The organism is Pseudomonas sp. (assembly GCF_030696055.1).
In the GTDB taxonomy this organism is placed as follows: Bacteria; Pseudomonadota; Gammaproteobacteria; order Pseudomonadales; family Pseudomonadaceae; genus Aquipseudomonas.
On the sequence record NZ_JAUYNP010000086.1, the window covers coordinates 1 to 14,964 of the forward strand.

At 64.1% G+C, this 14,964-nt stretch carries 16 protein-coding genes; 3 read left to right on the plus strand and 13 right to left on the minus strand.

Features of this window, described 5'->3' with window-relative positions; genetic code table 11:
• The 6 genes from Q8Q83_RS05000 to exbB form a co-directional block, all read right to left on the minus strand.
• A partial coding sequence (locus Q8Q83_RS05000) for an aminoacyl-tRNA deacylase and HDOD domain-containing protein (RefSeq protein ID WP_305621669.1) occupies positions 1-704 on the minus strand: 704 nt, incomplete at its 3' end.
• Positions 705-794: 90 nt separating this feature from the next.
• The gene (gene recG, locus Q8Q83_RS05005) at positions 795-2,870 is read right to left on the minus strand and encodes an ATP-dependent DNA helicase RecG (protein ID WP_305621670.1); all 2,076 of its coding nucleotides are present in this window, start codon (positions 2,868-2,870) and stop codon (positions 795-797) included.
• Positions 2,871-2,879: 9 nt separating this feature from the next.
• Positions 2,880-3,806: a hydrogen peroxide-inducible genes activator gene (locus Q8Q83_RS05010; RefSeq protein ID WP_305621672.1), complete on the minus strand. Its 927-nt coding sequence runs from the start codon at positions 3,804-3,806 to the stop codon at positions 2,880-2,882.
• 239 nt (positions 3,807-4,045) lie between these two features.
• Positions 4,046-4,768: an energy transducer TonB gene (locus Q8Q83_RS05015; RefSeq protein WP_305621674.1), complete on the minus strand. Its 723-nt coding sequence runs from the start codon at positions 4,766-4,768 to the stop codon at positions 4,046-4,048.
• Positions 4,765-5,190, minus strand: a complete 426-nt coding sequence (gene exbD / locus Q8Q83_RS05020; protein ID WP_305621676.1) for a TonB system transport protein ExbD — start codon at positions 5,188-5,190, stop codon at positions 4,765-4,767. Before exbD ends, Q8Q83_RS05015 begins: the two co-directional genes overlap by 4 nt.
• A 4-nt stretch (positions 5,191-5,194) precedes the next feature.
• Complete coding sequence (exbB, locus tag Q8Q83_RS05025) at positions 5,195-6,136, minus strand: tonB-system energizer ExbB (RefSeq protein WP_305621678.1); 942 nt, start codon at positions 6,134-6,136, stop codon at positions 5,195-5,197.
• 181 nt (positions 6,137-6,317) lie between these two features.
• Between exbB and Q8Q83_RS05030 the strand changes: the two genes are divergently transcribed.
• Positions 6,318-7,166 (plus strand): SDR family oxidoreductase, encoded by an 849-nt coding sequence (locus Q8Q83_RS05030; protein WP_305621679.1) that lies wholly within the window; start codon positions 6,318-6,320, stop codon positions 7,164-7,166.
• A gap of 69 nt (positions 7,167-7,235) precedes the next feature.
• Here the strand turns inward: Q8Q83_RS05030 and Q8Q83_RS05035 are convergent, their stop codons facing one another.
• The 6 genes from Q8Q83_RS05035 to Q8Q83_RS05060 all read right to left on the minus strand — a co-directional run bounded on the left by Q8Q83_RS05035 (position 7,236) and on the right by Q8Q83_RS05060 (position 12,715).
• A complete protein-coding gene (locus tag Q8Q83_RS05035) occupies positions 7,236-7,970 on the minus strand; it encodes a hypothetical protein (protein ID WP_305621681.1) in 735 nt (244 codons plus the stop codon).
• A 49-nt stretch (positions 7,971-8,019) separates the two neighbouring features.
• Positions 8,020-8,400, minus strand: a complete 381-nt coding sequence (locus Q8Q83_RS05040; RefSeq protein WP_305621683.1) for a RidA family protein — start codon at positions 8,398-8,400, stop codon at positions 8,020-8,022.
• A 238-nt stretch (positions 8,401-8,638) separates the two neighbouring features.
• Complete coding sequence (gene spoT / locus Q8Q83_RS05045) at positions 8,639-10,747, minus strand: bifunctional GTP diphosphokinase/guanosine-3',5'-bis pyrophosphate 3'-pyrophosphohydrolase (RefSeq protein WP_305621685.1); 2,109 nt, start codon at positions 10,745-10,747, stop codon at positions 8,639-8,641.
• Positions 10,748-10,807: 60 nt separating this feature from the next.
• The gene (rpoZ, locus tag Q8Q83_RS05050) at positions 10,808-11,071 is read right to left on the minus strand and encodes a DNA-directed RNA polymerase subunit omega (protein ID WP_305621687.1); all 264 of its coding nucleotides are present in this window, start codon (positions 11,069-11,071) and stop codon (positions 10,808-10,810) included.
• Positions 11,072-11,185: 114 nt separating this feature from the next.
• Positions 11,186-11,806, minus strand: a complete 621-nt coding sequence (gene gmk, locus Q8Q83_RS05055) for a guanylate kinase (RefSeq protein ID WP_305621689.1) — start codon at positions 11,804-11,806, stop codon at positions 11,186-11,188.
• Positions 11,807-11,851: 45 nt separating this feature from the next.
• Positions 11,852-12,715, minus strand: a complete 864-nt coding sequence (locus Q8Q83_RS05060; protein WP_305621691.1) for a YicC/YloC family endoribonuclease — start codon at positions 12,713-12,715, stop codon at positions 11,852-11,854.
• A 142-nt stretch (positions 12,716-12,857) separates the two neighbouring features.
• Here Q8Q83_RS05060 and rph point away from each other — a divergent pair, with 142 nt between their 5' ends.
• Positions 12,858-13,580, plus strand: coding sequence for a ribonuclease PH (rph, locus tag Q8Q83_RS05065; protein WP_305621693.1), 723 nt, complete (start codon positions 12,858-12,860; stop codon positions 13,578-13,580).
• Between the two features lie 38 nt (positions 13,581-13,618).
• Positions 13,619-13,990 carry a DUF4870 domain-containing protein gene (locus Q8Q83_RS05070; protein WP_305621694.1) on the plus strand — a complete coding sequence of 124 codons (372 nt, stop codon included), beginning with the start codon at positions 13,619-13,621 and terminating at the stop codon, positions 13,988-13,990.
• A gap of 136 nt (positions 13,991-14,126) precedes the next feature.
• On the opposite strand, the gene Q8Q83_RS05075 is transcribed toward Q8Q83_RS05070, so the two are convergent.
• Positions 14,127-14,906 carry an exodeoxyribonuclease III gene (locus Q8Q83_RS05075; protein ID WP_305621696.1) on the minus strand — a complete coding sequence of 260 codons (780 nt, stop codon included), beginning with the start codon at positions 14,904-14,906 and terminating at the stop codon, positions 14,127-14,129.
• Positions 14,907-14,964 lie beyond the last annotated feature (58 nt).

Below are 14,964 nucleotides of genomic sequence, written 5' to 3' on the forward strand. Positions count from 1 at the left end.
CTGACCACCTGGGCGGCCAGCGCCGGGTCGGTTTCCACCACGCCGGTGATGTCGTCCACCGTGGCATCCGGGTCGACCCGCAGCTTGATGATCTTCTGCGCGGTTTCCGGCAGCGGCGGGATCTCGATGGTTTCTTCCAGGCGCTGCTGAATGCGCCGCGCGGTAAAGGCCTGCACCGCCTGGGTGATCTCGGCGCGGTCGTCGTCGGGGCGATCGAGGTTGAGGCGGATATTGCTCAGCGGCTCGCCGAAGCGGGCGGCGCTGGCCTTGCCCAGCAGGCTCTTGAAGGCCTCGGTGGGCAGCTCCAGGAGTACCCCGGGTTGGCCGGACTCGATATACAGGCTGGGTACCTGCAGCAGGCGCTCGTCATACAGGCAGGGCGAGCTGGTCAGCGGCGGCAGGCCCGGCAGGGCTTTCAGGTTGTGCTTGCCGAGCATGCGCTCCAGGCGCTCCGGCTTGACCGCCCGCAGCTGGCGGCCGGTGAGTTCGGTCAGGCGATTGAGGTCGAGCAACTGACTCTGCGGGTACAGCACCAGCAGGGCACCCACAGCATCCTCCAGCAATACCGCTTGCAGGCGTTGCGCGACGGGCAGATTGGGCTGGTCGCTACGCACCCGATAGCTCAGGCCGAGCTTCTCCAGCAGCTGCAGAATCACCGCAGGGGGCTGCGGCGCGGTGTCGGTGGAGAAGGCGAGTTCAGTCATGGGGGTATCCGGCTGGGGCAGCATTTTTTCAAGTATAAGCAGCGGCTGAGGCGGTCGAGGGCTCAGGCGACGGTTGCCCTGTGTACGGGTTCACACTTGGCCATATTGTTGACCATGGCGTAGCCAGCGGTCCAGCAGCGGGCTGACATGCTGCGGCCAGTGTTGCAGCAGGGCCTGGGCGGCATCGCGTACCGCCGGTAACAGGTCGGCATCGCGCATCAGGTCGGCGACCTTGAACTGCAGCAGGCCGGTCTGGCGGGTGCCGAGCATCTCGCCGGGGCCGCGCAGTTCCAGGTCCTTCTCGGCGATGACGAAACCATCGCAGGTCTCGCGCATGATTGCCAGCCGTTCGCGGCCCAATTGCGACAGCGGCGGGTGGTAGAGCAGCACGCAATGACTGGCGGCGCTGCCGCGACCGACCCGCCCGCGCAGCTGGTGCAGCTGGGCTAATCCCAACCTTTCCGGGTTCTCGATAATCATCAAGCTGGCGTTGGGCACATCGACGCCGACCTCGATCACCGTGGTGGCCACCAGCAGTTGCAGCTGGCCCTGCTTGAACTGCTCCATCACCGCGGCTTTTTCCGCCGGCTTCATCCGCCCGTGTATCAAGCCGACATTCAGTCCGCCGAGGGCGGCGCTGAGGTCCTGGAAGCTGGTTTCGGCGGCCTGGCAGGTCAGCTCCTCGGATTCCTCGATCAGGGTGCATACCCAATAGGCCTGGCGTCCCTCGTTGCAGGCCGAACGCACCCGTTCTATCACCTCGAGGCGGCGGCTGTCGGCGATCACCAGGGTGTTCACCGGGGTACGCCCGGGCGGCAGTTCGTCGAGTATCGAGGTGTCCAGGTCGGCGTAGGCGCTCATCGCCAGGGTTCGGGGGATTGGCGTCGCGGTCATAATCAGCTGGTGCGGGCACATCCGCCCGCCCACGCCTTTCTGCCGCAGGGCCAGGCGTTGCTGCACGCCGAAGCGGTGCTGCTCGTCGATAATCACCAGAGCCAGTTTCTGGAATCTGACTTCATCCTGGAATAGCGCATGGGTGCCGACCACCATGGGCACGCCGCCGGCTATCTGCTCCAGGGCCGTCACGCGCGCCTTGCCTTTGAGCTTGCCGGCCAGCCAGGCGACTTCGATGCCGAGCGGTGCCAGCCATTTGCTGAAGTTGATAAAGTGCTGCTCGGCGAGGATCTCGGTGGGGGCCATCAGCGCCACCTGATAGCCGGCCTCCAGTGCCTGCAACGCGGCGAAGGCGGCGACCACCGTCTTGCCGGCGCCGACATCGCCCTGGATCAGGCGCAGCATGGGTTCGTCCTGGCTGAGGTCATAGGCGATCTCGGCGCCGACCCGCTGCTGCGCGCCGGTGGGGGCAAAGCCCAGATTGTCCCGGTATTGCTGCGGCAGCGTCTTGGCCAGCGGCAGCGCCGGTGCCTGCTGGGCGCGCACCTGCTCGCGCAGGCGTTGCAGCGACAGCTGGTGGGTCAGCAGTTCTTCGAAGGCCAGGCGGTGCTGGGCCCAGTGGCGGCCCTCGGCCAGCTCTTCCAGGTCGGCATCCGGCGGCGGCCGATGCAGGTAGCGAATGGCCTGGTCCAGGGGGCTCAGCCGGTAGTCGCGGGCCAGTTCGCTGGGCAGCCAGTCCGGCAGGCTGTGAGGGCCGAGGCGGGCCAGGGCCTGCTCGCTCAGTTGGCGCAGGCGCTGCTGGGTCAGGCCTTCGGTGGTCGGGTAGATGGGGGTGAGGCACTGCTCCACGGCAATCGGCGCGTTGCCCGCCAGCGCGCGGTATTCCGGGTGGTAGATCTCCAGGCCCGAGGAGCCGGGGCGCACTTCGCCGTAGCAGCGCACCTGGGTGCCGCGCTTGAGGCCTTCCTTCTGCGCCTGGCTGAAATGGTAGAAGCGCAGGGACAGGGTGCCGCTGCCGTCCTGCAGGCGCACCAGCAGGCTGCGCCGGCGCCCCATGACCACATCGGCGCCGGTCACTATGCCTTCGACCACCGCATCCTGGCCGGGACGCAGCGCGCCGATCGGCACTATGCGGGTGCGATCCTGGTAACGCAGCGGCAGGTGGAACAGCACATCCTGCAGGGACTCCAGGCCGACCTTGGCGAGTTTCTCGGCCAGGGCCGCGCCCACGCCTTTCAGCGCGGTAACGGAAACCGCTGCCAGCTCGGTCATGGTCGGGCCTCAGCCTTTCTGGGCTGGCGGGCGAGCCACCGAGCACAGGCGGATCGAGTCGGTCAGCACTTCGATGGCGTTCGGCCGCGGGAAGCTGGCGCGCCAGGCGATGGCCACGGTGCGGAAGGGCGCGGGCGGGCTGAGCGGGCGCACTTCGATCACCCCGGGGGCGTAGTGGTGGCTGTCCACCGCGGAGAACGGCAGGATCGACACGCCGAGGCCGGAGGCGACCATATGGCGGATGGTTTCCAGCGAGCTGGATTCCACCGTGGTGTGCTTGGCGTTGTCTTCGCCGCCCTTGCGCAGGGTCGGACAGGCTTCCAGCACCTGGTCGCGGAAGCAGTGGCCTTCGCCGAGCAGCAGCAGGCTCTTGTCGTTGAGCAGCTTGGTGTCGATGGTTTCCAGCTCCGCCCAGGGGTGGCCGGCCGGCAGCAGGGCGTAGAAGGATTCGTCATACAGCGGCTTGGTCAGCACATCGGCCTCATGGAAGGGCAGGGCGATGATGATGGCGTCCAGCTCACCGTTGCGCAGCTTGTCGCGCAGCACGTGGGTGAAGTTTTCCTCGATATACAGCGGCATCTGCGGCGCGACGCGGTGCAGTTGCGGAATCAGGTGGGGGAACAGGTAAGGCCCGACCGTATAGATGGCGCCGATCTTCAGCGGCGCGGCCATCTGGTTCTTGCCGGCCTGGGCCAGTTCGCGGATGCCCTGGGCCTGCTCCAGCACCTTCTGCGCTTGGGTGACTATGCCTTCGCCGACCGGAGTCAGGCGCACCGCGCTCTTGCTGCGTTCGAAGATCAGCACGCCGAGTTCGTCTTCGAGCTTCTTCACCCCCACCGACAGGGTCGGCTGGCTGACATGACAACGCTCGGCGGCGCGACCGAAGTGCTGCTCCTGGGCGAGGGTGACTATGTAGCGCAGTTCGGTGAGGGTCATAGTTTTAGTCCATTGAGATGCGGCCAAGCATAGCGGCTGTATTCAATGTAACCAACTGCCGATCCCCGCGTGCCCGCTTTATGCGGGCGGCAGTGCTTAGAAACTGTTTCGGATCTCGCGAGCTAGAGCGAGACAAGGCAAAAACAGCCGAGGAGGCGGAGTTTACGGGCTGTAAATGAGCATTCCGAGGCTGTTTTTAACGCAGTATCGCCGACGCGCAGCAGATCCGAGACAGGTTCTTAGCGGCGTTCCAGGGCGTAGACGAAGGGCGCGACTATTTCCACGCTGCCGTTAGTCAGCATTTCCGCGGGCGGCGCCGGCAACGGCTGGGCGCGGCGAATCATCTGCAGGGTCGCGCGGTCCAGCGAGACGCTGCCCGACTTGCCGGCGAGCGAGTAGGACAGCACCTTGCCGCTGCCATCGACCACGAAACGCAGGCGGTTGACTCCTTCGAAGCCGCGGCGGCGGGCGTCATCCGGATAGCGCTTGTAGCGACTCAGGTGGCTGAGCAGCTTGCTCTGCCAGCTGATCTCGGCCTTGCTCGGCGCGCTGGCCGCGGCCTGCTGCGGTGCGGCCGGTTTGTTAGCGGCGCTGGCGACCGGCGCTGGCGGCGCTTCCTGCGGCGGCTTGTCCTGGGCCTTGACCTGCGGCTTGGGTTCGCGCGGCTTGGGCGGTCGTGGCTTCGGCTTGGGTTTCGGCGGGGCTATGGCCAGCTTCGGCTTGGGCGCCTCGACCAGTTTGGGCTGTGGCTCGGGCTCTGCCGGGCGGGCTGCAGGTGGCGGCGCTGGCGCCGGTTTGGGCGCGGCCAGCGGCTCCAGTTCGATCAGCATGGCCGCCGGCGGCAGTTCGACCGGTTTGGCCTGCGGCTGCCAGTACAGGGCCCAGAGAAACAGGCCGGCGTGCAGGCCGATCACCAGGATCAGGCTGCCGCCCCAGGACAAGGTGCGGCTGGATTTTTTCATTGCGCGGCGACCGTCTCCAGGCCGACCAGGCCAATCTTCAGGTAGCCGGCGGCACGCAGGTTGTCCATCACACTCATCAGCTCGCTGTAATTAACCTCTTTATCGCCGCGCACGAAGATGGTCTGCTCCTTGTCCGCCTGGGTTTGCTGGTCCAGGGTGGCGCCCAGCTGGGCCGGATCGACTCTGGCCTCGCCGAGGAACAGGCTGTGGTCGGCCTTGATGCTCAGGTAAATCGGCTTGTCCGGGCGTGGCGCCGGTTTGGCGCTGGAGGCGGGCAGGTCGATCTTCACATCGACTGTGGCCAGCGGTGCCGCCACCATAAAGATGATCAGCAGCACCAGCATCACGTCGATAAAGGGCGTGACGTTGATCTCGTGGTTTTCCTGGAGATCGTCGCCACCTTCGCTTAGATGCAGACCCATGGCCTCAGACCACCTTGACCATATGCGGTTGTGGACTGCGCTCGCTGACGGCCGGCATGTCGAGGTCACGGCTGACCAGCAGCAGTACCTGGGCCGAGGCGTCGGCGACCTGGGCCTTGTAGGCGGCGATCGAACGGGCGAAGAGGTTGTAGATGATCACGGCCGGGATAGCCGCGACCAGGCCCAGGGCGGTGGCCAGCAGGGCTTCGGCGATACCCGGGGCGACCACGGCGAGGTTGGTGGTCTGGGTTTTGGCGATGCCGATAAAGCTGTTCATGATGCCCCATACTGTGCCGAACAGCCCGACGAAGGGCGCGGTGGAGCCAATGGTGGCGAGTATCCCGGTGCCTTTGCTCATCTCGCGACCGCAGGCGGCCACCAGGCGTTCGAGGCGGAAGCTGACGCGCTCTTTGATGCCGTCTTTCTCTTTGCTGCCGGCGGACAGCTTCAATTCGTCGCGCGCATCCTCGATCAGCAGGCTGCTGAAGCTGTGCTTGGCCCTGGCCTGCTGCGCCGCCTGAATCAGGTTGCGTGCGCCCTTCAGCTCGGGCAGCTCGCGGTGCAGGCGGCGTCGTGCACCAACCAGCTCGATGCTTTTCGCCAGCCAGATGGTCCAGGTGAGCATCGAGGCCAGGAGCAGGCCGATCATCACGCTCTGCACCACCACGTCGGCGTTCTGGTACATGCCCCAGGGCGATAGATCGTCGGCCAGCGGCGATTCTTCGGCGGCGCCTGCCTCGGCAGCAGCCCCGTCACTATCAGTCTGTGCGTCAGCGTCCTGGACGGCGCCGGCTGTTGGCGCAGCTGGGCTGCCGGGCGTCGCCGCTGTTGCGGCAGGGCTGGCAACGGCCGGCGTAACGGCTTGCTCAGCGGCAGCGGTGAGCGGTAGCAGCAAGCAGCAGAGCAGAGCCGCGACGCAAGGGGGGCGCAAAACTATGGGTTTCATACTGGCATGACCTGGGCTGGGGTATTCCGGCAGTGACTCAGGAGGCCGGATGAATGAGCGGCTGCATTGTCGCAATCATTAAATACTAATGGAAGTATTTCTCATTAATATTTGATAGGTGCCGCTGTTACTCGCCGCACCTAGACCTTACCCTAGGGTTTTTCTCGGTGGAGCAGTGCCCATGAGCACTACCCTGATCGTTGGCTGCGGCGATGTCGGCACGCGCCTGGGCGTGCGCCTGGCCGCCGCTGGCTGGACTGTGCATGGCTTGCGCCGCGCAGTCGAACAGCTACCGGCGCAGATACTGCCGGTGGCCGGTGACTTGCAGGCCGATGCCTGTCCGCCGGCTTGGCCCAGCGGAGCGTTGGATTACCTGGTGTACTGCGTCGCCGCTACTGAGCATGACGAGCCGGGCTATCGCGCCGCCTATGTCGAGGGCTTGCGCCGGGTGCTGGGCTGGTTGGCGCAGCGGGGGCAGAAGCCCAAGCGCCTGCTGTTCGTCTCCAGCAGCAGCGTCTATGGCCAGCAGGGTGGTGAGCGGATCGATGAGTGCTCGCCAGCCGAGGCCGCGGGTTATTCCGGGCGGATTATGCGCGAAGCCGAGCAGCTGGCGCTGCACAGCGGCATACCAGCCACCCTGGTGCGTTTGACCGGCATCTATGGGCCGGGCCGCCAGGGGCTGCTCAAGCAGGTGCGCCAGGGTTACCGGATAGCCACCGAGCCGCCGCTCTATGGCAATCGCATCCATGTCGATGATGCGGCGGGACTGCTGGCCTTTCTGCTGCAGGCCGATGCCCGTGGGGTGGCGCTGGACGATTGTTATATAGGCGTCGACGATGCGCCTGCGCCCTTGCATGAAGTGGTGGCCTGGTTGCGTGAACGGTTGGGTATTAGCCACTGGGTCGAGCAAGCGAGCGTGCGCCGCGCCGGCAGCAAGCGCTGCAGCAACGCCAGGGCCAGGGCCTTGGGCTGGCAGCCGCAGTACCCGAGTTACCGTGAAGGCTATGGAGCGTTGCTCAAGGACGAATAAGACGTAGCCCGGATGTAATCCGGGGCAGCCCGGTCCCGGATTGCACCCGGGCTACGCGGATCGAGGTACTCAATCGCGTTCCAGCAACCAGACCTGCTGGCCCTTGGTGTAGTCCGGCATCTCGTCGATCTGCGCGCGGTTGAGCGCCTCGAAGATGCGCAACTGCTTGCCGTCGCGTTCGAACAGCCAGCTTTGCCCCTGTTCGCCCAGTTGCAGCCAGATGCTGTCGAATTCGCCGCTCATGGCCGCGCAATCGCCGGCCAGGCACAGGGCGTAGCGCTCCGCGCCGGGCAGGCCTTCCAGCCTGCCGTCGGCGTGGAACAGCACCAGGCCGCCTTCGCCCAAGCCTTGCCGGATGATCCAGGTGCCGCCCAGGTAGGCTCGATACAGCGCCTGCTCGAAGCTGCTACCGGGCGGGGCCTGCGCGCTGCCGGCTGGTGCTACGCGGGCGAAACGCTGTTCCGGCCAGCTATCGCTGGCCGCCTGCACCAGCTCGCCGTCGTCGAGGCTGAGCCACTCCTGGTAGTCGCCCTCGAACTGCACGCGAAAGTGGTCATCCTGCTCGCGCAGCAATTGGCCTTCGCCGCGTTCGAAACCGTTGCTGAAGCTCGCCAGCTGCTTTGGGCCGTCGATCTGCCACTCCAGATTGGGCCCGTAGGCCAGCAGGGCTTCGCGCAGGTTGTCGCCCTCGACCGCCGCCTCGATGGCGACACTATTGATCCAGGTGCCGGAGGGATCTTGCTGCGGGCCGGCGCAGCCGCCGAGCAGGCAGCCGGCGAGGAGCAGACTGAGCAGGCAACGCATGGGCGCGTCCTCAGGGGGATGGGCGGGGCTATGCGCCCCGCCCGGGGACTTATTCGAGAACCAGAATAGCGTCCATTTCCACTTGCGCGCCACGCGGCAGGGCAGCAACGCCGATGGCGGCACGGGCTGGGTAAGGTTGCTCGAAGTAGCGGCCCATCACTTCGTTGACCTTGGCGAAGTGCGACAGGTCGGTGAGGAAGATGTTCAGTTTGACCACGTCCTTGAACGAGCCGCCAGCCGCTTCGGCCACCGCCTTGAGGTTCTCGAACACCTGCACGGTCTGGGCTTCGAAGCCTTCCACCAGCTCCATGGTCTTGGGGTCCAGCGGGATCTGCCCGGACATATAGACGGTGTTGCCGGCCTTGATCGCCTGGGAATAGGTGCCGATGGCGGCCGGTGCCTGGTCGCTGCTGATCACGCTCTTGCTCATAAAGTTCTCCTGGTGAGGGTGTGTGGGCTTATGCCCAGCATGGATGTTCGATTTTATGGCGTACTGGCTTAGAACCTGTTTACGCTCTTGCGAGCTAGAGCCAGACAAGGCGCTACGTTAGTAACAGCCTTCGGCTGGTCAAAACGCCAAGGAAGCGGAGTTTACTGGTTGTAAATGAGCATTCCGAGGCTGTTTTTAATGCCGGATGGCCGACGCGCAGCAGATCGTAAACAGGTTCTTAGGCGCGCACCCGGGTGATATGTATCACGCCCTTGAGCGCGCGCAGCTTCTTGATCACTCGGGCCAGGTGCACGCGGTCGTGCACGCTGACGATCAGTTGAACCACGCTGATGCGGCCGTCGCGTTCGTCCATGCTGATCTTCTCGATATTGCCGTCGGCGGCGTTGACGCTGCCGGCCAGCAGGGCGATCAGGCCGCGCTGGTGCTCCAGCTCGACGCGCAGTTCGACATTGAATTCGCCGGTGACATCCTTGGCCCAGGACAGTTGGATGCATTTCTCCGGGTTATGCCGGATTTCACCGATGTTCTTGCAGCTTTCCAGGTGCACCACCATGCCCTTGCCGGCGGACAGGTGGCCGACTATCGGGTCGCCCGGAATAGGCGTGCAGCACTTGGCATAGCTCAGCACCAGGCCCTCGGTGCCGCGAATCGCCAGCGGGCCTTCGTTGCTCGGCTGTGCATCGCCGCTTTCGCTGAGCAGGCGGCGTGCAACCACATAGGCCATGCGGTTGCCCAGGCCGATATCTTCCAGCAGGTCTTCTATCACTTCCAGGCGGTACTCGCTGAGCACCGCTTGCACACGCTCGGGCGCGAGTTTCTCGACGCGGCTGTTGAAGCCGGCCAGCACCTTGTTCAGCAGGCGCTCGCCGAGGCTGATGGATTCCGAGCGGCGTTGCAGTTTCAGGGCGTGGCGAATGTGCGTACGCGCCTTGCCGGTGACGACGAAGTTGAGCCAGGCCGGATTCGGTCGAGCCCCCGGGGCGCTGACGATTTCCACGGTCGAGCCGCTTTGCAGGGGTTCGGACAGCGGCGCCAGGCGGCGGTTGATGCGGCAGGCGATGCAGGTGTTGCCGACGTCGGTGTGCACCGCATAGGCGAAGTCGACCGCGGTGGAGCCCTTCGGCAGCTCCATGATGCGGCCCTTGGGGGTGAACACGTAGACCTCGTCGGGGAACAGGTCGATCTTTACGCTTTCGATAAATTCCAGGGAGTTGCCGGCGCGTTGCTGCATTTCCAGCACGCCCTTGACCCACTGGCGGGCGCGGGCATGGCTGCCCTTGGGCTGGTCTTCTTCGTTGGACTTGTACAGCCAGTGGGCGGCGATGCCGTTGTTGGCCAGCTCTTCCATCTCGCGGGTGCGGATCTGGATCTCGATCGGTACGCCGTGCATGCCGAACAGCGTGGTGTGCAGCGACTGGTAGCCATTGGCCTTAGGAATCGCGATGTAATCCTTGAAGCGCCCGGGCAAGGGCTTGTACAGGTTGTGCACGGCGCCGAGCACGCGGTAGCAGGTGTCGACCTTGTCGACGATGATGCGGAAGGCGTAGACGTCCATGATCTCGTTGAACGCCCGGCGCTTGCCGCGCATCTTCTGGTAGATGCCATAGAGGTGCTTCTCGCGCCCCATCACCTCGCCTTCCATGCCCTCGCGGGCCAGGCAATGGCTGATCGATTCCTCGATCTTGTTGACGATTTCCTTGCGGTTACCGCGGGCGCGCTTGACCGCGGTGCGGATGCGCTCGGAGCGCATCGGGTGCATGGCCTTGAAGCCCAGGTCCTCGAACTCCACGCGCATGCTGTGCATGCCCAGGCGATTGGCGATGGGCGCGTAGATTTCCAGGGTTTCCTTGGCGATGCGCCGGCGCTTCTCGCCGGACAGCACTTCCAGGGTGCGCATGTTGTGCAGGCGGTCGGCCAGCTTGACCAGGATCACGCGGATATCGCGGGCCATGGCCATGGCCATCTTCTGGAAGTTCTCGGCCTGGGCCTCGGCCTTGGTCTCGAAGTTCATCTGGGTCAGCTTGCTGACCCCGTCGACCAACTCCGCCACCGATTCGCCAAACTGGGCGTTCAGGGCTTCCTTGGCGATGCCGGTGTCTTCGATCACGTCATGCAGCATCGCGGCCATCAGGCTCTGATGGTCCATGTGCATGTCGGCCAGGATGCTCGCCACCGCCAGGGGATGGGTGACGTAGGCTTCGCCGCTACGGCGGCGTTGGCCGTCGTGGGCTTGTTCGGCGTAGAAATAGGCGCGGCGAACCAGGTTGACCTGGTCGCCGTCGAGGTAGGTCGAAAGTCTGTCGGCGAGGGCGTCTATGCTCGGCATGGGCGTTCCCCTTGTCGATTCAGATGACCCTGCGCCGCATGACGTCGACCCGGCATAGGCTTACAGAGGCTCGTTAGCCTCTTCCTCGAATGCAGCAAACAGCGGCTCTTCTTCGACTATCTCGTCTTGGGCGATGACATCGTAGCTCATCAGGCCGGCGGCGATTTCACGCAGCGCGACCACAGTCGGCTTGTCATTTTCCCAGGCGAGCTTCGGCTCTTTGCCGCCGGTAGCCAGCTGGCGCGAGCGCTTGGTGGCGAGCATGACCAGCTCGAATCGGTTATCAACGTGATCCAGGCAATCTTCGACGGTGACGCGGGCCATGGTGTTCCTCGTAGCAAATGCGTAATAGAGCTGGGCCCAAATGGGCGAGCGGACTAGATAGTCTAAAAAATCACCAGCCTTAAGGGAAGCATTGATTTTCCGGCGCGCGGCAAGTCAGACCAGCAACTCGCTGAGCAGGCCGCTGTGACGCTGCTGTTGCGGGCCTTGTAGCAATTGGTTGGCGCGGAAAATAGCCTTCAGGTCGCTCAAGGCGTGGGCGAAGTCATCGTTGATCAGCAAGTAGTCGTATTCGACGTAGTGGCTCATTTCGCTGACCGCCTCGCGCATGCGCCGCTCGATGATCTCGCCGCTGTCCTGGCCGCGATTGGTCAGGCGGTGACGCAGGGCTTCCTGGGTCGGCGGCAGGATAAAGATCGACTTGGCTTGCGGCATCAGCCGGCGCACCTGCTCGGCGCCTTGCCAGTCGATCTCCAGGATCAGGTCGAAGCCTTCGTTGAGGGTCTGTTTGACCCACTCTTGCGAGGTGCCATACAGATTGCCGAACACTTCCGCGTGCTCGAGGAACTCGGTGTTGTCGAGCATGCCGTGGAACTGCTCGCGGCTGACGAAGTGGTAGTTCACCCCGTCCACCTCGCCCGGGCGCATGGCCCGGGTGGTGTGCGACACCGAGACGCGGATCTGCGCTTCGCTGTCGATCAGCGCCTTGACCAGGCTGGTCTTGCCCGCGCCGGAGGGGGCGGAAACGATATAAAGGGTGCCGGTGGTGATGGTCATTGAACAATCCTGAAGCGCGTTAGGCGAAGAGTAGCAGTGGCGGTTTTACTCGATGTTCTGCACTTGTTCGCGCATCTGTTCGATTAGCACTTTCAAGTTCACAGCAGCCTGGGTGCTGCGGGTGTCGAAGGCCTTGGAGCCGAGGGTATTGGCTTCGCGGTTGAGCTCCTGCATTAGGAAATCCAGGCGCCGTCCGGCCGCACCGCCGCTTTTCAGCACCCGGCGCACTTCGCTGACATGGGTGCTGAGGCGATCCAGCTCTTCGGCCACATCGCTTTTCTGCGCCAGTATCACCAGCTCCTGTTCCAGGCGCTGCGGGTCCAGTTCGGCCTGCATCTCGGCGCAGCGGTCGAGGATCTTCTGGCGTTGCCCGGCGAGCATCTGCGGCACCAGTTCGCGCAGGGCGACCACCTGCTCGAGGATGCTGTCGAGGCGCTCGCCCAGCAACTTGGCCAGCTCGGCGCCTTCGCGTTCGCGGCCGTTCTTCAACTCGCTCAGCGCCTGAGTGAACAGGGCCAAGGCGCTCTGGTTGAGGGCCTGCGGGTCGGCTGCGTCGGCCACCAGTACGCCAGGCCAGCCGAGCACCTCCAGCGGGTTGAGGGCGGCCGGCTGCTTGATCAGATTGGCCACGCTTTCGGCGGCGGCGACCAGTTGCGCGGCGCGCTCCAGATCGACCTGCAATGGCTTGCCGGCCGTGTCTTCGCTAAAGCGCAGGGTGCATTCCACTTTGCCGCGCGACAGGCCGTTGCGCAGCGCCTCGCGCACCGCACCCTCGAGGTCGCGGAAGGCTTCCGGCAGGCGCAGATGCGGCTCCAGGTAGCGGTGGTTGACCGAACGCAGCTCCCAGCTCAGGGTGCCGTTGGCGCCGGCCTGTTCGGCGCGGGCGAAGGCAGTCATGCTGTGGATCATGGGGCGAACCTCGCGGAAAGTCGGAACTCAAGGCGCAGGATTGTAGCGCAGTGCGTCGGTCGCTCCCAATTCGGCATGCCGCGAACGGCGGGGGGCCCTATAATGCCGGGCAGATTTCTATATTCAGAGTAGGTATTCCTTGATGAAACGTCCCAGTGGCCGCGCCGCCGATCAGTTGCGCTCGATTCGCATCACCCGCAACTACACCAAGCACGCCGAGGGCTCGGTGCTGGTTGAGTTTGGCGATACCAAAGTGATTTGCACGGTCAGTGTCGAGTCGGGCGTACCGCGTTTTCTCAAGGGGCAGGGCCAGGGCTGGTTGACCGCCGAGTACGGCATGCTGCCGCGCGCCACCGGCGAGCGTAACCAGCGCGAAGCCAGCCGCGGCAAGCAGGGAGGGCGTACCCTGGAAATCCAGCGCTTGATCGGCCGCTCGCTGCGCGCGGCGCTGGACATGTCCAAGCTGGGCGAGAACACCCTGTACGTCGACTGCGACGTGATCCAGGCTGACGGCGGCACCCGCACCGCTTCCATCACCGGCGCCATGGTGGCCCTGGTCGATGCCTTGAAAGTGATCAAGAAGCGTGGTGGCCTGAAGGGCGGCGACCCGCTCAAGCAGATGATTGCCGCGGTCTCGGTGGGCATGTACCAGGGCGAGCCGGTGCTCGATCTGGATTACCTGGAAGACTCGGCGGCGGAAACCGACCTCAATGTGGTGATGACCAGCACCGGCGGTTTTATCGAAGTGCAGGGCACCGCCGAAGGCGCGCCTTTCCAGCCTGCAGAGTTGAATGCCATGCTGGCATTGGCGCAAAAAGGCATGCATGAACTGTTCGAGTTGCAACAGGCGGCTTTGGCTGACTGATTAACCCGCAACACTACCCAACGCTAAGGAGAAGCACCATGAGCGACGAGTCCCAAGTGCCACAGCCGACCCCGAGTCCGGAAGCCCGTCAGTGGGCGATGTTCTGTCACTTCGCCGCCTTTCTCGGGCTGGTGTTTCCCTTCGGCAATCTGCTCGGGCCGCTGATCGTCTGGCAGATCAAGAAGGACCTCGATCCTTTTGTCGATGCCCAGGGTAAAGAGGCGCTGAACTTCCAGATCAGCGTGGCCTTGGCGGCCGTGCTGTGCGTCTTGCTGATGGTGGTGGTGATAGGTTTTCCGCTGCTGGTGCTGGTCGGTATCGCCGCCTTGGTGCTGACCATCATCGCCGGGATCAAGGCCAACGAAGGCCAGGCCTATCGCTACCCCTTCAGCTGGCGCGTGGTGAAGTAGGCATCGCGCAGCTGCAAAAAATCGCCGGGAGCGATTTTTGACGTTGCGCAGCGATGGCCCCGTAGGGGTGGCTGCCATGGATGGCAAGCCACAAAAAGCCGGCTAGCTGCCGGCTTTTTTCTGTCCGCTGTTCAGGCTAAACGCTGAGAATCCAGTCGTAGTCGACTATCAGCGGGGCGTGCTGCGAGAAGCGTGGCTGGCGCGGCAGGCGGGCCGTGCGCACACTGCGGCGCATGCCGGGGGTGAGCAGTTGATAGTCGAAGCGATAGCCCAGGTTGAGCATTTCCGCCTGCTCGCTGTCCGGCCACCAGCTGAACTGGTCGCCTTCGCGGCTGACTTCACGCAGGGCATCGACATAGCCCATGCCGCTGACCACTTCATCCATCCAGCTGCGCTCGGGGGCGAGAAAGCCCGGTGATTGCTGGCAGTCGCGCCAGTTCTTCACGTCGAGCTTCTGGTGCGCCACGTAGAGCGAGCCACAGTAGATGTACTCGCGGCGCTTGCGGCGCTGCTTGTCCAAATAATGGGTGAAGTCGTCCATAAACTTGAACTTCTGGTTCAAGTTTTCATCGCCGCTCTGCCCGGTTGGCAGCAGCAGGGTGGCGATACTTACCTTGTCGAAATCCGCCTGCAGGTAGCGCCCATAGCGATCGGCCATGTCAAAGCCGAGGCCGCTGATTACCGCCTTGGGTTGCAACCGCGAATAGAGCGCCACGCCACCTTGGCTTGGCACTTCTGCATCGCAGGCATAGAGGAAATAGCCATCCAGTTGGAGGGCTTGGTCGTCCAGTTCAAAGGCGGAGGCGCGGGTGTCCTGCAAACAGATGACGTCGGCATTCTGTGCTTGCAGCCAACTGAGCAAACCGCGCTCGACTGCCGCATGAATACCATTCACGTTCACACTGATGATCCGCATAAATGGCCCCCAAAATCACGTGCGTGTATGATACCCGAGCTCGTCTCCAATAAGCTAA